16 protein-coding genes and 1 tRNA gene are annotated in these 19,662 nt (G+C 63.0%); 5 read left to right on the forward strand and 12 right to left on the reverse strand.

Annotation, left to right across the window (positions count from 1 at the left end; genetic code table 11):
* Positions 1-43: 43 nt before the first annotated feature.
* From rlmH to rplU, 7 genes are all read right to left on the reverse strand, one after another.
* Complete coding sequence (gene rlmH, locus J0J01_RS07290; protein WP_296379596.1) at positions 44-502, reverse strand: 23S rRNA (pseudouridine(1915)-N(3))-methyltransferase RlmH; 459 nt, start codon at positions 500-502, stop codon at positions 44-46.
* A gap of 24 nt (positions 503-526) precedes the next feature.
* Complete coding sequence (locus J0J01_RS07295) at positions 527-1,564, reverse strand: nicotinate-nucleotide adenylyltransferase (RefSeq protein WP_296379597.1); 1,038 nt, start codon at positions 1,562-1,564, stop codon at positions 527-529.
* Entirely contained in the window at positions 1,561-2,838 is a 1,278-nt protein-coding gene (locus tag J0J01_RS07300; protein WP_296379598.1) for a glutamate-5-semialdehyde dehydrogenase, read from the reverse strand. The genes J0J01_RS07295 and J0J01_RS07300 overlap by 4 nt, the downstream gene beginning before the upstream one ends.
* A 15-nt stretch (positions 2,839-2,853) precedes the next feature.
* On the reverse strand, positions 2,854-3,981 hold the full coding sequence (proB, locus tag J0J01_RS07305; RefSeq protein ID WP_296379600.1) for a glutamate 5-kinase: 1,128 nt from the start codon (positions 3,979-3,981) through the stop codon (positions 2,854-2,856).
* On the reverse strand, positions 3,981-4,994 hold the full coding sequence (gene obgE / locus J0J01_RS07310; protein WP_296379601.1) for a GTPase ObgE: 1,014 nt from the start codon (positions 4,992-4,994) through the stop codon (positions 3,981-3,983). Before obgE ends, proB begins: the two co-directional genes overlap by 1 nt.
* A gap of 72 nt (positions 4,995-5,066) precedes the next feature.
* On the reverse strand, positions 5,067-5,339 hold the full coding sequence (gene rpmA, locus J0J01_RS07315; protein ID WP_296379603.1) for a 50S ribosomal protein L27: 273 nt from the start codon (positions 5,337-5,339) through the stop codon (positions 5,067-5,069).
* 23 nt (positions 5,340-5,362) lie between these two features.
* Positions 5,363-5,662: a 50S ribosomal protein L21 gene (gene rplU / locus J0J01_RS07320; protein WP_296379605.1), complete on the reverse strand. Its 300-nt coding sequence runs from the start codon at positions 5,660-5,662 to the stop codon at positions 5,363-5,365.
* A gap of 675 nt (positions 5,663-6,337) precedes the next feature.
* Between rplU and J0J01_RS07325 the strand changes: the two genes are divergently transcribed.
* A tRNA-Ser gene (locus tag J0J01_RS07325) sits at positions 6,338-6,427 on the forward strand.
* 462 nt (positions 6,428-6,889) lie between these two features.
* Here J0J01_RS07325 and J0J01_RS07330 read toward each other — a convergent pair.
* From J0J01_RS07330 to J0J01_RS07345, 4 genes are all read right to left on the reverse strand, one after another.
* On the reverse strand, positions 6,890-8,719 hold the full coding sequence (locus J0J01_RS07330; RefSeq protein WP_296379606.1) for a tetratricopeptide repeat protein: 1,830 nt from the start codon (positions 8,717-8,719) through the stop codon (positions 6,890-6,892).
* Between the two features lie 203 nt (positions 8,720-8,922).
* Positions 8,923-9,348 (reverse strand): hypothetical protein, encoded by a 426-nt coding sequence (locus tag J0J01_RS07335; RefSeq protein ID WP_296379607.1) that lies wholly within the window; start codon positions 9,346-9,348, stop codon positions 8,923-8,925.
* On the reverse strand, positions 9,345-10,640 hold the full coding sequence (locus J0J01_RS07340; RefSeq protein WP_296379608.1) for a recombinase family protein: 1,296 nt from the start codon (positions 10,638-10,640) through the stop codon (positions 9,345-9,347). The genes J0J01_RS07335 and J0J01_RS07340 overlap by 4 nt, the downstream gene beginning before the upstream one ends.
* On the reverse strand, positions 10,637-11,044 hold the full coding sequence (locus J0J01_RS07345) for a DUF2924 domain-containing protein (RefSeq protein ID WP_296379609.1): 408 nt from the start codon (positions 11,042-11,044) through the stop codon (positions 10,637-10,639). The genes J0J01_RS07340 and J0J01_RS07345 overlap by 4 nt, the downstream gene beginning before the upstream one ends.
* Positions 11,045-11,305: 261 nt before the next feature.
* On the opposite strand from J0J01_RS07345, the gene J0J01_RS07350 reads away from it, so the two are divergent.
* The 4 genes from J0J01_RS07350 (at position 11,306) to J0J01_RS07365 (ending at position 18,482) form a co-directional block, all read left to right on the forward strand.
* On the forward strand, positions 11,306-12,295 hold the full coding sequence (locus tag J0J01_RS07350) for a hypothetical protein (protein WP_296379610.1): 990 nt from the start codon (positions 11,306-11,308) through the stop codon (positions 12,293-12,295).
* A gap of 193 nt (positions 12,296-12,488) precedes the next feature.
* Entirely contained in the window at positions 12,489-14,270 is a 1,782-nt protein-coding gene (locus J0J01_RS07355; RefSeq protein ID WP_296379611.1) for a hypothetical protein, read from the forward strand.
* 1,042 nt (positions 14,271-15,312) lie between these two features.
* Positions 15,313-17,073, forward strand: coding sequence for an SIR2 family protein (locus J0J01_RS07360; protein WP_296379612.1), 1,761 nt, complete (start codon positions 15,313-15,315; stop codon positions 17,071-17,073).
* A complete protein-coding gene (locus J0J01_RS07365; protein ID WP_296379613.1) occupies positions 17,070-18,482 on the forward strand; it encodes a nuclease PIN in 1,413 nt (470 codons plus the stop codon). Before J0J01_RS07360 ends, J0J01_RS07365 begins: the two co-directional genes overlap by 4 nt.
* Before the next feature lie 27 nt (positions 18,483-18,509).
* Here J0J01_RS07365 and J0J01_RS07370 read toward each other — a convergent pair whose 3' ends face one another.
* A complete protein-coding gene (locus J0J01_RS07370) occupies positions 18,510-19,580 on the reverse strand; it encodes a hypothetical protein (protein WP_296379614.1) in 1,071 nt (356 codons plus the stop codon).
* Positions 19,581-19,662 lie beyond the last annotated feature (82 nt).

A 19,662-nucleotide genomic window follows, 5' to 3' on the forward strand; every position in this document is an offset into this window, starting at 1 on the left:
GTAGTCCGGGTTTTGGGACAGAACAGGGGCAAAATCGACGCTTTCAGGCGCGATGATAGGGGTGTCCGGCCAGCAGTTGCTGCGCCCGGTAGATCTGCTCGGCGAGCATTGCCCGGGCGAGCAGGTGTGGCCAGGTCATGGCCCCGAAAGACAGTACGAAAGAGGCCTTTTGCAGCAGCGGCTCGCCATGGCCATCGGCGCCGCCGATCAGGAAGGCCAGATCTGCAACGCCATCGTCACGCCAGCGGCCAAGGCGTCGGGCGAAGGCTTCGCTGTCCACAATCTTGCCGCGACGATCGAGCGCGACCAGCACGGCGCGATCCGGAACCGCACCCAGCAACAGCTCGCCCTCGCGGCGGATCAGCTCGGCCGGCGGCAGCTTCTTCTTCTCTTCCAGTTCGCGCAGGGTCAGCGGCCAGCGGATGCGGCCGGCATAGTGCTCGTAGAGATCGCGTTCGGGGCCGCGGCCGGCGCGGCCGATGCAGGCGACCGTCAGCTTCAAGGCGTGAGCTTCAAGGCGTGAGCGTCAAGCGCGCTTGCGGCGGCTCGCCTTGGCGGGCTTGGCCGCCTCGGTCTCCAGCGCCCACATCTTCTCCAGCGCATAGAAGGCGCGCGGCTCGGGGCGGAAGACGTGGACCACGATGTCGCCGGTATCGACCAGCACCCAGTCGCCGCCCTGCTTGCCCTCGGACGAGATATGGCGGTAGCCGGCCTGCTTGAGGCGCTCCTCGAGATGATCGGCGATGGCGACGACCTGGCGGTTCGAGCGGCCGGTGGCGATCACCATGTAGTCGGCGAACGAGGACTTGCCGGCGAGGTCGATGACGACGATGTCCTCGGCCTTGTCGTCCTCCAGCGACTGGCGCACCAGCGCGAGCTGGTCGGCGGTGGGCTTGCTTCGATCGGGAAGCGGACGTTGTCCGGAAATGGTCTTTCCTTTCGCTCTGGAACGCTTGGGCCGCACGGCGCGGATCGCCGTGCCGGAATGACTGTCGAGCCGACTGGGGATGAAGCACCAGGCCGGCGCCGTCGAGGTCGCCAGCCGCCGGGCCTGGCCGGTATCGAGTCGATAGCGGGCGAAGGCGCGCGGGGCTGCCGATTGCAGGGCAGCATAGCTCCACCCCGGCCGGGCGAAAGCGGCAATCGGGATCGCCGCGAAAAGTTCACGCCAGCCCGCCCAGCGCACCAGCTGCGGCAGGATGTCGGCCCCCATCAGCCAGACGAAGTGGGCATGCGGATAGAGCCGCTTCAGCGCCCGCACCGTGTCGAGCGTATAGCGCGTGCCCATCAGCAGCTCGGGCGCCTCGACCCGGATGTGCGGATGGTGTGCGACCTGCTTGGCGCGGGCGAGGCGGGTGGCCAGCGGCTCCATGCCGTCGTCGCTCTTCAGCGGGTTCTGGGGCGAGACCAGCCACCACACCTCGTCGAGGTCGAGGCGTTTCAATGCCTCCAGGCTGACGTGGCGATGGCCGTCGTGCGCGGGGTTGAACGAGCCCCCGAGCAGGCCGATGCGGCGGCGCGTATCGCGCGGCACGCCCGGCATCGGATGGTGCGCGGAGATCAAGGTCGCAGCGTACCCTTGCCGCGCACGATGTTCTTGTAGGTCGTGAGCTCGACCAGCCCGACCGGCCCGCGCGCATGCATGCGGTTGGTCGAGATGCCGATCTCGGCGCCCAGCCCGAACTCAGCGCCGTCGGCGAACTGGGTCGAGGCGTTGTGCATGACGATCGCGCTGTCGACCTCGCGCAGGAAGCGGTCGGCGGTCTGGGCGTTGTTCGTCACGATCGATTCGGTGTGCTGGCTGCCGTAGGTCGCTATGTGCCGGATCGCGCCGTCGACACCGTCGACGGTGGCAACCGAGATGATCGGCTCGAGATACTCGGTGCGCCAATCCTTCTCGCTGGCAGCGAGAGCCTTGGGATCGCGCTTCTGCACCTCGCCGTCGCCGCGCACCTCGCAGCCCAGCTCGTGCAGCTTGGCCACCACCGGCATCAGGTGCGTGTCGAGCACGGCGCGGTCGATCAGCAGCGTCTCGGCGGCGCCGCAGACGCTGACCCGGCGCATCTTGGCGTTGGCGACGATGTCGCGCGCCATCGCCACGTCGGCATCGCGGTCGACATAGACGTGGCAGATACCATCGTAGTGGCGCAGGACGGGCACGCGGCTCTCGGTCGTGACGCGGTCGATCAGCGAGCGGCCGCCGCGCGGCACGATCAGGTCGAGCCAGTCCATCGCCTTCAGCATCTCGCCGACCGCGGCGCGGTCGGTGGTCGGCACGAGGGCGACGCAATCCTCGGGCAGGCCGGCGTCCTTCAGGGCGCGGCGCAGCAGCTCGACGATGGCGCGCGAGGAATGGAAGCTGTCGGAACCGCCGCGCAGCACCACGACATTGCCCGACTTGATGCAGAGGGCGCCAGCGTCGGCGGTGACGTTGGGGCGCGCTTCGTAGATCACGCCGATGATGCCGATCGGCACCCGGACGCGGCTGATCTCGAGTCCGTTGGGCCGCTGCCAGCGCTCGATCTCGGCGCCGACCGGATCGGGCAGGGCAGCGATGTCGTCGAGCCCCTTGGCCATGGCCTCGATGCGGGCGTCGTTCAGCAGCAGGCGGTCCTGCAAGGCGCTCGTCATGCCGGCGGCCTTCGCCGCCGAGAGGTCGCGGGCGTTGGCGGCGAGGATCGCGGCCTTCTCGCTGCGGATCAGGCGCGCGCCGTCGGTCAGCGCCTTGTTCTTCGCTGGCGTGGTCGCGTTGCGCAGCGCCAGGGCGGCGGCCTTCGCGCGACGGCCGAGCTCGGCCACGATCTGGGCGGCGTCTTCGGGCTTGGTCTGGACGTTCATGCCGGCCTCAGTATGTCACTCGACCACGAGGTCGTCGCGGTGGACCATCTCGTCCCGGCCGCGGAACCCCAGCAGTTTCTCGATTTCGGCGCTTTTCCGGCCTGCGATCCGGCGGGCATCCTCGGCGGCATAGGCCACCAACCCGCGCGCCAGCACGCGGCCCTTCTTGTCCTTCACGTCGACCACGTCGCCGCGCTTGAACTCGCCGTCGATGGCGGTGACGCCGGCGGGCAGCAGGCTCTTGCCGGCCGACAGGGCGCGCACCGCGCCGTCGTCGACGACCAGGAAGCCTGCGGTTTTGAGCGAGCCCTTGATCCACTTCTTGCGCGCCGACAGCGGCGAGGCTTCCGGTAGGAACCACGAGCAACGCGCCTTGCCGTCGATCACCGCGCCCAGCGCACCGACCGTGCGGCCGTTGGCGATGACCATGCGGCAGCCCGCCGCCATGGCGATGCGGCCGGCCATCAGCTTGGTCACCATGCCGCCGTTGGACATCTCGGACGCGGCGGTGCCCGCCATCGCCTCGATCTCCGGCGTGATCTCGCGGATTTCGGGGATGTGCTTTGCCGAGGAGTCGCTGCGGGGATCGCCGGTATAGAGCCCGTCGATGTCCGACAGCAGCACCAGCGTGTCGGCCGAGATCATTTCGGCGACGCGCGCGCCCAGGCGATCGTTGTCGCCGAAGCGGATCTCGTCGGTGGCGACGGTGTCGTTCTCGTTGATCACCGGGATGGCGCCGAGCCCGAGCAGCGTGCCCATGGTCTGGCGCGCATTGAGGTAGCGGCGGCGCTCCTCCGAATCATCCAAGGTCAGCAGCACCTGCGCCACGGTGATGCCGTGTCGCGCCAGCGACTCCTGGTAGGCGTGCGCGAGCTGGATCTGGCCGGTCGCCGCGGCGGCCTGGCTCTCCTCGAGCTTCAGCGGGCCAGAGGGCAGCTTGAGATAGGTGCGGCCGAGACGGATCGCGCCCGACGAGACCAGAACGACCTCACAGCCGTCGCGATGCAGGCGCGCGACGTCGCCGGTCAGCGCCTCCAGCCAGTCGCGGCGGATTTGTCCCAGCTTTTCATCGACGAGAATCGAAGAGCCGATCTTCACGACCAGCCGCTTGGAGCTGGCGAGTTTAATGCCAGCTTGGGACATCAGGCGGCTTCCTTTGCCGTGTCGCGCTGCTTGTCGACGAGCTTCATCAGCTCGTGCAGCAGGGGCTGCACGCCTGCGCCCGACACGCCGGAGATGATGTGCACGGTCTTGCGGCTTGCCTTGGCCAGCGCCGCGCGCTTGGCCTCGATGTCCTCTTGCGTCATGGCGTCGGTCTTGTTGAGCGCCACGAGCTCCTTCTTGCGCGCGAGGTTGCCGCCGTAGGCGCGCAGCTCCGCGCGCACGGTCTTGTAGGCGGCGGCGACATCGTCCTGCGTGCCGTCGACCAGATGCAGCAGCGCGCGGCAGCGTTCGACATGGCCGAGGAAGCGCGTGCCGAGGCCGGCCCCTTCATGCGCGCCTTCGATCAGGCCGGGAATGTCGGCCATGACGAATTCGCGCGTGCCGACCTTCACCACGCCGAGGCCGGGATGGAGCGTCGTGAAAGGATAGTCGGCGATCTTGGGCCGGGCGTTGGAGGTCGCCGACAGGAACGTCGACTTGCCGGCGTTGGGCAGGCCGACTAGGCCGATATCGGCGATCAGCTTCAGCCGCAGCCAGATCCAGCGCTCCTCGCCGGGCCAGCCCTTGTCGGCGCGGCGCGGCGCGCGGTTGGTCGAGCTCTTGTAGTGCAGGTTGCCGTAGCCGCCGTCGCCGCCCTTGGCGAGCACGATGCGCTGGCCGATCTCGGTCAGGTCGGCGAGCAGCGTCTCATTGTCCTCCTCGAAGATCTGCGTGCCGCGCGGCAGGCGCAGCACGATGTCCTTGCCGCCGGCGCCCGTGCGCTGGCTGCCCGAGCCCTGATGGCCGGTCTCGGCCCTGAAGTGCTGGGCGTAACGATAGTCGATCAGCGTGTTGAGGCCGTCGACGCATTCGACGATGACGTCGCCGCCGCGCCCGCCGTCACCGCCGTCCGGCCCGCCGAACTCGATGAACTTCTCGCGGCGAAAGCCGACGCAGCCGTTCCCGCCGTTGCCGGAGCGGATATAGACTTTGGCCTGGTCGAGGAATTTCATGGGTTGGGTTCCGGAAACGAAAAGGGGGAACGGCGACCGTTCCCCCTTCGCAATCCTGTCGGATGGGAACGGTTATTCGGCGGCCAATGCCGGCGCCGGGACCACGTTCACCTCGACCTTGCCCTTCGAGCGGGTGCGGAAGGCGACCACGCCGTCCGCCGTGGCGAACAGGGTGTGGTCGCGGCCGATGCCCACATTGGTGCCCGCATCCATCTTGGTGCCGCGCTGGCGGACCAGGATGTTGCCGGCGAGGACCTTCTGGCCGCCGAAGCGCTTGACGCCCAGGCGCTTGCCGTCGGAATCGCGGCCGTTGCGCGAGGAGCCGCCTGCCTTTTTGTGTGCCATCTCTACTCTCCGGTCGCTCTAGCTCAGGCGACGATCTGTTCGATCTTGACCACCGTCAGGTCCTGGCGATGGCCGTTCTTGCGGCGCGAGTTCTGGCGGCGCCGCTTCTTGAAGACGATCAGGTGCGGGCCGCGGGCCTGCTTGACGATCGAGGCCACCACCTTGGCGCCTTCGACCGTCGGCTTGCCGACCTTGTCGCCGACCATCAGCACGTCGGTGAACTCGACGGTGGCGCCGGCCTCGCCCGGAATCCGCTCGATCTCGTGGGTCTCTTCGGGGGCGACGGTGTACTGCTTTCCACCGGTACGGATAACGGCGATCATGACGGCACCTGACTAGAGCCCGCCGGTCTGAACCACCCTACTACCCCTAGGGGTACTTCAAGGTTCTGGCCCAAGATGCCGAGGGGCATGAAAGAGCACGGCGGGCCTGGAGGACCCGCCGAAGGAGCGCGGAATATACGCAGGAAGCCTTCCAAGTCAACGCCGTAACCGCCCGTATTTCTAGGGCTCGACGGGAATTTCGCCGCTCCCCGGCGCGAGGCGCCAGGGGGCGGGCTGGGAATGATCGCAGGGCAGGCTGGCGGCATTGATCAGAAGGGCGTTGGCCGCCCCGATATTCACGATGGCATGCCAGACGCCGGGCGGGATGGCGATGAGCTGCGGCCGTGCGCAGGCGAATCCGCCCGACCGTCATAGCGCGTGATGAGGACCGTGCCGTAGCGGCGCGCGCCAACTCGACGCCATGATTGTTCGGCCGCGAGGTCGCCCACGACCCGGACGGTGTCGTCGGTGCAGGCATCGCCGACGACGATCGACTCCCAATCCGGGAGACTCTTTGTCGTCGCATGATTGAACCGATGGAATAGGGCAGCAGCTCGGATCGATTGTAGGTCGCCATGACGACCGAAACGGTCGGCACGGCAGGCGCAGTGCTTGTTTTGCCCCGGCTAGAGCATGTTGCCCGGGTCCAGACACCCCTCTATAAGCCTCGCCCGAGGAGAGGTGCCGGAGTGGTCGATCGGGACGGTCTCGAAAACCGTTGTGCGTGCAAGCGTACCGTGGGTTCGAATCCCACCCTCTCCGCCAGATGCTTGGCTTTCAACTAATCTCGGCCTTGGTTGAGCGCCATTAAAAGGTACTGTCACGGCAACACTTTACAGGCGTCGCTGTTGACCGCGTTGGCGGTCGTTCGGCCGGATTCCTCTGCAGAGAACGAATTTCTCTCTGGTCGTGTTGACCGAGGGGCTTTCGGTACGCTTGAGCGAAAGCGGTCATTTTCAACGACTTAGCAACAGCACCCCTGAGTTTGCCGACAGGTGCCTTTGCGCGATCGAAGTTTACCTCCACACGAAAGTCTGAGGGGACTTCGCCTTTGTTAGCCGGCGGCAACATACGCGAACGCCGTTCGGGCTCCCGCCTAATGCAGGACAAGGCATTGTCCTCTTGGCCCCTGAAACCAGACATGAGCGTGGATGAAGGCATTACCCCTATGGGCCAAGGCAAGCTCGCAAGGCGCATGCCTTGGGCAAGACGCTCGTACAGCGCCCTTCACTCCGGAAGGCCGATGGCCTGAAGTACAGCATATGCGCGCTCTTGGCTCGCCACATATGCGAGATTCCGAGACACGATCCTGCGTGCTCGCAGGGAGCCCACCGAGGCGTCCGGCAGAAGGCGCATCACATCTGCGAGCGCGACCTTGGCATCGTCGAGCCGTCCGGCCATCGCACATGCCATTGCAAGCCGAAGATGAGCGATGCCGTATTCTGGATTCGCTGCCACAGCACGGGCAGCAACCTCAACAGCCTGTTCAAATTGTTGCAGTAGAACGTGGGCTGTGCTGACGAAGCCTAGCCACACCCCGAGTTGCGGGTCGCGGGGGCTCAGTCTGATAGCGCGTTCGACAAGGCGAAACGTCTGCTCTGGGCGACCGACAAGTATCTGATTGAACCCGAGGAACGCGATGGCCTGGGCATAGTTAGGATTGATCTCAATCGCTCGTTCGAAGAAGACACTCGACAGTTCAGGTTGAACCTCGGTGCGAAGTATAAGGCCCTTGATGAAATGGCCACGATCATGTTTCGGCGCTTCGATCAGAGCTGGCTCTATAAGCTCCTTCGATCGAGCAAGGTCATCCTGTGGTTCGGCGCTCCAGTAGGATACGACCTTGCGTACGAACACGAAGCTCAACCCGATCCTTGCCGATAGGGAGCGGGGATCGAGGTCGCGCGCCTGCTGGAAGTGTTCTTGAGCAGCGAGCACATTCTCTCGCGAAGGTGCCCGGTTCATCAGTGACCAGCCCAGCATGCTGAGCTCGAAGGCATCTGGAGACTGACTGGCGCCGCTCTGACTGCGTTTGCTCTCGACGCTAGGCAATTCGAGCTCGAGTGCCCAAGCAATCCGGCCGCTTATGGTGTCCTGAAGCTCTGCAAGTTCGATCCGGGCTGCGTCGATACGATCGGACCAGACCTGACCACCGGTTTCGGCATCGACAAGTTGGACACTTACTCGAATCCGGTCGGCGCTAATTCGCACGCGACCATCAATCACGTATCGAACCCCAAATTCTCTTGCCGCCGCTCGCGCGTCGATCGATTGGCCCTTAAGCGTAGCTGCCGTTCCCTGCGCAATTACCAAGGTACCGGGAATACGGGAAAGGTCGTGTGTCAGGTCATCTGTAATCGCCTCCGCGAGGTCCTGTTGCTCCGGGTCTCCACCGACACTGCTGAAGGGTAGTACAAGGATGGAATGGACCTGCTCCGCTCCCTCTTTGGGAGCTGACGGCCTTGGGGCGGAGTCGCTGGCTCTCCGAACGGAAGGCTCCGGCGATCGACAAGATAGCTGCTGCCAGTCAGCCTGCTCCCACTTCACTGAGAAAGCGTGCACCGGCCGATCGATATTTTTAAGCGCCAGAAGGCCGAGATCCTCGAAGCTGACCTTGAGCCGTCCAGTGACAGCCTCGTGGACCGCGCCGGAAACCAGAATGCCGCCCGTAGGCGCCTTGGCCTCCAGCCGTGCCGCGACGTTTATGCCATCGCCGTAGAGGTCGTCTCCATCGACGATCAGGTCGCCGAGATGAACACCAAGACGGTACGTCAGGGCGTCAGCCGGTGGCAGGTCCGGATCAGCTGCGGTCATTGCCTGCTGGAACTCGACGGCCGCGCCTACCGCCTCCACAGCGCTGCCGAACTCGAGGATGGCGCCGTCGCCCATCAGCTTGACGATCCGGCCTCCGCGCCGGGCAAGGAGGGGAATGAGATGCTGTTCCCTTACGCGGTGGAGACGAGCAACCGTGCCGGCTTCATCGCGTCCCATCAGACGCGAGTAGCCGACTACGTCCGCTGCAACAATCGCCACGAGCCTGCGCTGTTCTCGCGCCAATGGAATCCCCTCCGCCGTTGAAAGGGTATCGGCGAGCAAAGCTAGCGGCAATGGGCGGCTGCAGCGGCTCGTGCCCAGGGTACCCCATCAGAATGCTTGCGTTTTACTTCACGATTGGTAGCAGCGCTGACCGCGGGCCAAAGGGAAAGGTCTCCCACAACAGCCCCGGCTCGTGACGAAGCCCGCGCCTCGCCAGTGGCGCTCTACCGCGCCGGCGGGGCTCGAAACCCGAACGCCGTTCGCTGTGCTTCCCAGTCGATCGGGAAGGGCCGCTCGAGGTCTGAAAGCTGGAGCGTCGAGGGCTGTGTGCCGTTCAGAATGGCCTCGACGATGTCGGGCGCCAGCAACGCCAGCCGGATGGTCCTCGAGAGGTAGGACCGGTTGATGCCTTCCTTGTCGGCCATCTCCGCGATGCTGCTGTACGCCCCAGCGTCAAGCAGCTTCTGCCATCGCCAGGCGCGGGACAGCGCCTTGATCAGCGTGCTGTCGGTCGCCTTGCTGCGCCCGGGCAGGAACTGAGTGCCATCTGGCGCCACGATTGTCTTGCGTCCCCCGAACCGCTTGAAGGTGATCGGCACGAAGACGTCGACGTACTTGCCGTCGGAGGACGGGGTTATCGAAGCGGTCATGCGGCCTGGTCCACAGCTGGCGGACCCTGAAGGTCCTGAATGACGTCCCGCAATCCTTCGGTCTTGAGGCGAACCCGAATGCCGTCCTCACTCACGTCGACCCGTTCAACGAGGAGGCGGATGAGGCGGGCCTGCTCGCCGGGGAACAGCTCGTCCCAGATGCGGTCGAAGTCCGCCAGCGCGTCACGGACGGTGGCGGTGGGCAGCCCGGCGGAGCGGATGGTCCTGGCAACGATCTCGGGCGCGCGGACCAGGCGGCGAACCTGCTCGATCACCGCTTGGTCGACGGGGCCGGCCGGGACGCGGCGAATGGGGCCATCATTCTCTCCGCGCTTAATCGTGACCATCGAGACGTAGTAGCGGTAGCAGCGGCCCTCCTTGCGGGCATGCTGCGGCGTCATTGCCCGTCCGTCTGGTCCGAAGATCAGCCCGCGCAGCAGCGCTACCTCCCGCGCGGCGGCCGCCCGCGCCCTGGCGCGCGGCGGCTCCTGGCTGATCGACTGCGCCTCGTTCCAAAGGTGCTCATCGATGATCGGCTCGTGCTTGCCGGGGAAGGCTTCCTTCTTATGGACGGTGAGGCCGCGGTAGGTCCTGTTCTTCAGAATCTTGTGCAGCACGATCTTGTCGAAGGGCCGGCCGGAGCGCTGGTGGACACCATCGCCGTCCAGCTCGCGCAGGATCTTGGTGATCGAGCGCAGCGTCACATAGCGCTGGAAGATGCGCTGCACGATGGCGGCCTCGGTCGGCTCTATGATGAGCTGCTTGTTCTCTACCTTGTAGCCGAGCGGCACGACGCCGCCGGTCCACAGGCCGCGCCGCTTGGAGGCGGCAATCTTGTCCCGCACGCGCTCCGAGCCCAGCTCGCGCTCGAACTGGGCGAAGGACAGCAGCATGTTGAGCGTCAGCCGCCCCATCGAGGTGGTGGTGTTGAAGCTCTGGGTGACCGACACGAAGGTCACGCTGTGCTTCTCGAAGAGATCGACCAGCTTCGAGAAGTCCACCAGGGCGCGGGTCAGGCGGTCGATCTTATAGACTACGACGCAGTCGATCTTGCCGGCCTGGATGTCGGCGAGCAGACGCTTGAGGGCGGGCCGCTCGAGGGTGCCGCCGGAGAAGCCGCCGTCGTCGTAGTGGTCAGCTACCAGCATCCAGCCCTCGCCGCGCTGGCTGGCCACGTACGCCTCGCAGGCCTCGCGCTGGGCGTCGAGCGAGTTGAAGGCCATGTCGAGGCCCTCGTCGGTCGACTTGCGCGTGTAGACCGCGCAGCGGCGCTTCAGCACCGCCTCGGTCACGACCGCTTCTCCCGCAGGCCGAAGAAGGCCGGTCCGTTCCAAGGCGTGCCGGTAATGTGCTTGGCGATCGCCGACAAGCTGGTGAACGGCCGGCCCTGATATTCGAAGCCGGTCTGCAGCACCGTCACGCTGTGCTCGACGCCGTTCCACACCCGCAGCAGGCGGGTGCCCGCAATGGGGCGGTCCTGGGCGCGCATCCTGGTACGCGGCGTGCTGCCCTTGTCGGCGGCCCTGGCCAAGGCGTCGAGCTGCGCCACTACCGGCTGGGACAGACCGCCAAAGGCCAACTCCTGGAGCTTGTAAGCTATCCGGCGTTCCAGGAATGCCCGGTTGATGCCGGTCGCCTCGGCGCCGAACAGGTCGTTGTACTGGGCCTTCAGGTCGGGCAGGGAAGCCTTCGCCAAGGCAGCAATCTGAGCAAGCACGCGGTGCGTCACAAACCGTTCTCCGGGGTCAACACACGCTCCGTTTGCCCGCTCAGTCCAGTTGAACTTTGCCTTGGCTCCTTTGTAGAACTGCGCTGCTCGGCTCGCTTCAGGCCGAGGGCCAGGAGTTCGGCGACCTCAAGCAACCGATGCTCCGCGGTGCTGGGACGTTCATTTTTAAGCCGGCGCATGTATGGCTCCGCCGCATGCGCAAATGGTGTCGATCAAGAGACAGAAGACTTGAACAAGCCAGCTGAAGACGCAGGCAGTCAAAGCCGCTCCAACCAAACGGTCCTGACCGACGTTCAGGTAAAGCTTCTCGCTGGGCTGAACCGCGAAGCCGTGGACCTCGTTAACTCGCGGTTCGCAGCTGCCCGGGATCTCAACCTGTATGATCTCTGGGAGCACGTCGGCGAACAGGAGGTCATTTTTCGGCCGCCGAGATGGCCAGCCGACACCACCCCGGAGCATGACCGTTGGCTTCGCCAGCTCCAGTCGTTGGAGCTCAAGCTTGATATGCATGTCCTCGGTCGACTGCGGGCCGGTGACTTGCTGGCATTCGGAGTCCGGCTGCCACTGCGTCCATCGACCGTCCCGACGCCGATTCCACCCGGACTTTGGTATCTGGTTGCCTTCGACATGGACAAACGAACCGCGGAGGGTAACTCGTGGTCCTACCAGGAGGTCCGAGTAATCTCCCTTAGATTGATGGTCCCGTCCCATCGGCTCGAGATTGCAACGGCCTTGAGTATCATCGCCCGTCAGTTGGAGAGCGAGGCCGAGGCAAGCGATACGAGGCCAACAGGCGGAAAGGGAAGGCCAAGCCACTCGCACACGACGGCGGCGCGGACGTCGCACATCGACCTGGCGGCCGATCGACCAGTCGCGCCTGCACCTGACACCGTTTCGGGGCTGCCGATTGCCGAAGTGGTGCTGCCTGACGACAGCAAGCCTCTGCGTGACGCCCGTCCTGGCCCTTGGAGTGTTATGCCCGAGATTGAGAAGGAGTTGAGACGACGAGCGGCGGCCGTCCCCAAAGAATGTCTCAAAACCTGGGCTCTTGAGAGCCATCATCTGTTTAAGTGGGCCGAAAAGAGGTTCAAGCGCGACGAAGCTAAGAAGGCTGCCAATCCACCAAGTCTCGGATGGCTCAGGCAGAAGCTTTCAGACGTTTACTACGAGCTGAATCCGGAGTCTGAGCGGCCTCGGAAACCCCGGAGCAAATCTTAGACTCCGGAAAAGACTCCGGAATTAGCCCGAGAGATAAGCTGTTGGATGTTGCGATTGCAGACAACGGCAGTGCTTCGTGCCTAGCCATAACGGAACCGACGACGACTGGTTGGAGACTCTGGAGTATCTCCCTCCGGAGGACGGTCAGGACGGGCCACCCAGCCAGTGGCCGTGGCCGAGTTGGCAGAACCGGGTGACCGGCGATTGGTATTGGCAGCGCAAGCCGGATCCATGCCCCGTCAAGGCGCTCGGCATTACCGACGCGGGCGAGTATGTGTTTGTAACGGCTTTGCGGTTGGTGCGCCGCTTCACGACCAATGGCCTGCACAGCACGGGGGGACCCAACGATCTCTTCGGAGGCAAGCTGGATTGGGCCCGCCGCCATTTTCGGCGCTGGGACCCCATCAACAACAAGCTGACTGGTGCCTTGAATAAGCAGCAGCTCATGGGTGCGATGATCCAGGCGTGCGATCGCGTCGGCTACTACGACAATGCGGTGCCGCATCGCAGCGTCGGCACTTGGCGCGGCCCGGATGGTGACCCCGTCATCCATTGCGGCGACGCCATCCTCTATCGAGGCGAGGTCTTCGAGCCGGGCGAGACGATCGGCGACTATCGCTACGTGCTAGGTCCGCGCCGCGAGGCGCCATCGCTCGATTGGGTCGGTAACAGGGGCTTTAGGCTCAAGCCCGGCCCCTTGTCCGACTGCCTGAAGGTCGTCGCGCGCATCGGCAGTTGGAACTGGCTCGATCCCGAGGGCCGCGATCTGTTCATCGGCGGCATCTGTTGCGACGTGTACGGCGACGCGCTGCACTGGAAGCCGCACCGTTTCATCCGGGCCATGCCTGGTGCCGGCAAGTCGACACTGTTGAAATATACGCGCTACCTGCTCGGCTCGGCCGCGCACGACGTGCAGCGAAACTTCACGCGCGCCATGCTTGAGCAGCGGTTCTCAAATACGTCATGCGCTCTCCTGCTCGACGAAATGGAATCGGACACGGACGGCGAGAAGCTGCGCCGTGTTTTTGAACTCGTCCGACTGATGTCCGACGACGGCGCGACTGGCGGCCGCGGCACGAGCGGCGGCCAGGCGCGTTCGATCAACTTGCACGGCAGCGTGACGATGGTCGCCACCCTCGCCGAAGCTTGGCGGCCGCAGGACCGCAGCCGCATCGCCTACATCGAGCTTGGTCGCCTGCGTGATCGCGAAGGGCATGAGGACAAGTCGCAGGAGGAAATTGAGCGCGAGGTCTACGCCGAGGCCACTGAGATGTCGGCTGGCGTGCGAGCGCGCATCCTCGACCGCTTTCCGCTCTTTCGCGAGAACCTTGCGTTGGTCAGGGCTCGCATTCTCGAGCTTGGCGGCGCGCCTCGAGACGCTGACCAGCTCGGATATCTCATCGCCGGCTGGGCGACCATGACTAAGGACGAACCGCTCGCCAGTGTGGAGGTAGAGCAGCTCAAGCGGTTCACGCCGTACATCATGACCTTGGCCGAGGAAGCGGACGGGACCGACGATCCCAGCGAATGCCTGCACACGCTCTTCGGCTTGTCGTCGGGCATCTTCGAGCAAGGGCGTGAGATGACGATCGGACAAGTCATCGCCGAGGCGCGTGATCCCGAGACTGGCGCTCGCATGCGTAACGCCCTGGGCGGCCTGGGCCTTCGCCTCAATCGCTTGCAGTCCGAAGTGGACGGCCGGCTCGAGGCCTGGTCTGAGGCGTGGCTTGCGGTTGCGAACAAGCATGCCAAACTCGAGAAGTTGTTCGCCGACTACGCAGCGTATCGAGCGCCGAAGCGGGCGCAGATTCTTTCGGGGCTCAAGAAGACGGTCAACGGGGTGCCGCACGTGCCCAAGCGGGCCGAAAAAGTGCTACGGTTCGGTGGCGTGCCGTCTCGGGCTTGGCTCGTGCCGCCGATTTTCCTTCCGACCGTGGACGATCGGGACGACAATGATAGGGTGACTGACCAGTAGTGTAACGGGCTGTTGCTGTTACGCGCTCGTTACGTCCCGCGTTACGGCGAAAGACCTGTCGAAATCGGTCTCCATCGACCCTTTGTAACGACGTAACGTCCCTATAGCTTAAGTACGCATATGCGCGCGCGCGATATGAGTGGGCGCAGCCAATCTGTTACGTCGTTACAAAAACCAATATAAGGAAGAAAAAGAGGGGGAAGAGACGAAACAGAGCCAGTAACGGCTCGCGTAACAATCGATCCCAGCTGTTACAATCGCCAGCCCGGCCGTGCGATGGGCGACCCCGCGTGGAGAGCCGGTGCCGCACCCAGGAAGTGGTCGAGGCGGTGCGCGATCCGATTTGGGCCACATGAGAGTCCGCGCCCACGTCTGACTTCTGAACCGGCTACCGATGTCGAGGCTGGCGCGCGTCATTTGCTCGCCCACGAGATTGCGCCGACGAGGCGGGCACTTTCCGCACCGGCCAGGAGTCGGGCTGCATCGACCAACATTGTGGCTGACGAAGTCGCCGGCCACGGGTCCTTCCTGGGTGGCCCCAGCATACGGGTAACGCCCACCGCTTGGCATCGCTAGTGATAGAGGCGAAAATTTGAGGAAACGACGTGCCGAGAAACCGGAAACGGAAACTCAGTGCTAAATCACTCTTTTGCGCTGTGTCGTTCTCGGCTGACTGATCGTGAGTTGGGCGTGGCTCTATGCGAAATGGGGTCAAATCGCGCCCCCGCAACCAATTTTGTAGGCGCAACGGTAAAGCTGCTCCCAACGGGCGGCTTTTTCGCATTTTGTCTCCGGGGCGTTGATGTAGCGCAGACTGTCCCAGAGCAGGTGGCCGGCTAGAGTTCATTGTTGAAGATGCTGGTGCCCCCGATCCGGGTTGCCGTGGATCGTGCTTGGATCCCCAGCCGGCCCCGGATGGGCCGGCAACGCATTCGCCGTTCTGGGTTGCGCCGCCGCGGCTCCAACGTTCGTGTTGAACTGATGCCGTGTGTAGTGCAATCGTTATGCAACTCATCATGCAGTGTGAAGCGCCAAGAACAAGATGCGTGACCATTACCAGCTATTAACGACCATATGTGCCAATCCGCGTCAGTTCGCTTGGCTTCTGGGTGCCGGTACTTCAGCCGTCGCAGGGCTGCCGACCGCCTGGGATGTCATGTGGGATCTCAAGCGCCGCTACTACTGCCGGGAAGAGAACCAAGACATCTCCCGGCAGGACGTGCAGATCGAGGCCGTCCGGGCCCGCATACAGTCCTACATGTCAGGCCGCGGTTTTCCGCGGGAAGGCGATCCAGGCGAGTACACCACGTATTTCGAGCTGATCTTCGGCAAGGATCGCGAACGGCAGCGGCAGTATCTGAAAGGGATCCTCTCTGAAGACAAGGTCACGCTGTCGATCGGTAACAGGGTCCTGGGCGCTCTGCTGGCCACGGGGCGCTGTCGCGCCGTATTCACTACGAACTTCGACACCGTGGTCGAACGCGCAGTGGCGGAGGTGAGTGGCAAGTCGCTCATGGCCCATCATCTTGAAGGCGCGACATCGGCCAATGCAGCGCTCAACAACGACGAATTTCCTCTCTACTGCAAGGTACACGGGGATTTTCGCTACGACAGCATCAAGAATCTGTCTGCGGACCTTACCCAGCAGAACGAAGACCTGTCCAAGGCGCTCCTCAATGCCTCCAACAGATTTGGATTGATCGTCGCGGGCTACAGTGGCCGCGATGACAGTGTCATGAAGCTTTTGCGCTCGGCGCTGAAGACCCATAACCCTTTTCCCCACGGCCTGTTCTGGACAGGCATGAAGGGAGCGCCGGTACTCCCCTCGGTGACCCAGCTGATTCAAGATGCCCGAAATGCCGGAGTGGAGGCGGCATTCGTCGAAGTCGAGACCTTCGACGCGTTCATGATCCGCCTATGGCGCAATATGCCGGGCAAGGAGCCTGAGATCGACGCCAAGGTGAAGGTAGCTAGGCGTGCGGGTGTCAGCATACCGGTGCCCGCCACGGGGAAGGGGGCAATCATCAGGATGAATGCACTTCCCATCGTCAGCTTGCCCGGTGAATGCCAAGCGCTTTCGTTCAAGGTGCAGAAGGAGTGGAATGAATTGCGCGAGGCCGCCCATGCGAGCCAGGGTCATCTGATCCTGACGAAGGCAGACAACGTTCTTTGCTGGGGCAGGGAGTTTGTCGTTCGCAGCCATTTTCAGGACGTGGAATCGATCATTCCTCGCGACATAAGGCCATTGATCGCTGACATGTCGCGTCATCTTTATCTGAAGGGGTTCCTTGAAGAAGCGCTCTGTCGTTCGCTGGTGCGGGGCAAGCCGATCCTGGTGCGGACCACGAAGTACGGCTCTTTTCTGATTGCCGATGCGCATAGCAGAGATCAGGGCGCACTGAGCAAGCTTCACGAGACCGTGGGAAAGCCCTTTGGGCAGATCGCCGGGCTGACAACGGCGATCGACAAGGACCATCCTCAACCGCAAAGGGTTTTCTGGGCAGAGGCAGTTCGCGTATCCATAGAGGTCGCCGCCGGGCGGTCATGGATGCTTATTGATCCCGAGTTTTGGATTTGGCCGCCCAGGGCAAAGAAAGACGCTACCCGGTTTATGGATGACCGCCGGGCGGGCCGGTACAACAGCCTCTACAACTCCATTCTTGAGGCGTGGCTCGACATCCTGTTCGACAGTGGAGATCGAAAGCCCAGCCAGAGCTTTAGCGCCTTCAGTGACGGCTCCTCGACCGAATGTCCCGCATTCGAGATTGGAATGGGAACCGCTTACACCAGGAGGCGGGCATGACCGAAGTGGCAAGAGGGCTTCCCGCGCACAGCTGGGTTCCCGAACCGTCCCTGATGTTTCATTCCGGGAAGCTGGATAGGCATCCCCTTCGCGGCCTGATCGAACATGGCCCGTTCGGCCTTAAATACGGAACGCTCCCAGCCGTCCGCCTGGCTTTGCTGGCGCCAGCAGCTCATCTAAAGCAGCTGCGCGGCATCGTCGCCGAGCTCGCTGCGCCAGCAAAAACGCGGGAGGTGCCGGACTACTATCCGGACTATCCTGGCTTCGAGAAGGTCTTTCGCATTCCCATTGCGCCGATCGATGAAGCATTGGTCTTCGCGCTTCCCGAAGAGCTTGACGCCCATGCGACAGCCCAGAACAAGATCGAGCTGGCACGCGGTCTGTTTGGCGCCATCGCGCAGCTATCGACCATCCGAGCACGGTTCGATGTGGCTCTTATCAACCTTCCGCCGTCATGGGCCGCCTGCTTTGAGGGTGAGGGCTTCAATTTTCATGATTACGTAAAGGCCTTCTGTGCTCCGTCCAACATCCCGATTCAGCTATTGAGGCGGATAAGCTTCGAACGGACCTGCCGGTCGAACGTCATGTGGGGGCTGAGCGTTGCTCTCTATGCGAAGGCAGGAGGCGTTCCCTGGAAGCTGACCGGCCTGAACGCCGACGAAGCCTTCATTGGCATCAGCTACGCGATGAAAAGGCTTCGCTCGGGAGCGGAGTACAGCACCTGCTGTAGCCAGGTCTTTGATCCCGATGGCACCGGATTTCGCTTCGTCGCCTACGACGCACGGGAGTTCACACAGGATTACGCCAAGAATCCGTACCTCTCGTACTACGACATGCAGTCGGTCCTATCGCGCAGCTTGCAGATCTATCAGCGGGGTTACTTCGGCCGACTGCCGAAGAAGGTTACGATCCACAAGAACACGGCGTTCACAGAAGAGGAAACGCTCGGCGCCCTCGATAGCTTCCGGGAAGGAACAGAAGTGGAGCTTGTCCAGATCGTGAAGAGTGTTGACTGGAAGGGCATCCGGTTTAACAGCCGGAAGCCACCAGAGCCTTTCATGTTTCCAGTCGAGCGGGGGACCTACCTGCCCGTCGAGAAGGACGAGGCCCTGTTATGGACACAGGGGAGTGTCGAGGGCGTGCATTTGCGCAATCCGTCTTACAGCATCTACAAGGAAGGCGGGCTGAAGCCGACGCCGTCGCCGCTGCGCATACGGCGCTTCACGGGCGAGGGCGGGTGGCACGATACATGCGCGGGCATCATCGGCCTGACCAAGATGGATTGGAACAACAACACTCTTTACAAGAAGCTGCCCGTGACCCTTGTGTACTCGAAGGCGTTCGCGGACATCATCCAGCAGAATCCGAACATCGTCGATGATGTGTTCGATTTCAGAAGCTTCATGTAGTAACGCCGACAGCGAACGCTTGGGAGATTATTTGAAAAAATCGTTGATGTAGTGAAAGCTGAGCTGCTTCTTCGGCTTGGGTGGGGTCAGGTACGTCTCCACATCCGCGAAGACAGCATCGATATTGGCCAGGTCGGCGTCGGTATAGATCAAAGAGAAGATGCCGTGTTTCTTGAAGAAGGCCTTGTGCTTGGCCATCTCCTTGTCAAAATTGCCCGACGCCTCTGCGTTGATCTGCTTTTGTGTCTTGCCCTTCGTGCCCGTCAGCAAGCCATGGGTTGACCAGGGCGATAGCTCGAAGCCTACCGTGTCCATGGTCTCCGGCGTGATGATCGTGAAATCCAGCCGGTACTTGTGCTTGGCTATGCGGCCTTCATATCGATACTCGGGTATGAGAAGAGGCACCCTGAGCGGGTCTTTGGCGGCGCGGACGTGCTCGCAGTATTTGAGCGCTATAGCCTTCTGATACGGAGACGCGGTCTGCCGGACCAGGACATGCTCGAAGAATGTCAGGTAGTCGTCGACGGTCGCAAACGGCATCCGCTTGTTCTTGTCGGGAACGGCGAGCCCGGTCTCCAGCACATGGCCGATCGACCAATACACGGGCTTGAAGTGCCGTATCTCGCTTTTGTCATTCTCCCAGCGGCCGTTGGCAAAACGCGGTGAGACAAGGAGGCCCCAGTCAGCGTTGTTCTGGCCGATCCACACTTCCGCTTCATCGACCGTCGGTCTCTTGCGGTACAGTTCCTCATAGTGCTTCAGGTAAGAGCGTCGCAGGAAGATGTCGAGGTAGGCTCTGAACGCCGATGAAGCCTTAATCTGATCGAAGAGAGTATCATAAGCGGTCTGATAGCCGGTGGTGGACAGGTGTTGTTTGAAACCGTCCATCCAGAGCAGGACGTAATGCTCTGGCGAGCTGATGATCTCGTTCTTGAGGTCGATAAACTCATCGCTCTTCCCGCCGATCTTGGCATTGAGAGACGCCTCGGACGGAATGCCGGTTTCCTTCAGGACCTGCGGCAGCATCGCGCGCAGCTGCTCCTTCATCGCCTCAATCATTTTGTTCCGTGCGGTCTTTTGCTGGTCTCGTTTAGCCATTGCGATCTCACTATAGCCTGAAAGGCCTGAATTGGGCCTCTACGGCCGTAGGTTTCCTTTTCCGCACTACACGACGCCGACC

Source organism: Reyranella sp. (assembly GCF_017305915.1).
Lineage (GTDB): Bacteria > Pseudomonadota > Alphaproteobacteria > Reyranellales > Reyranellaceae > Reyranella.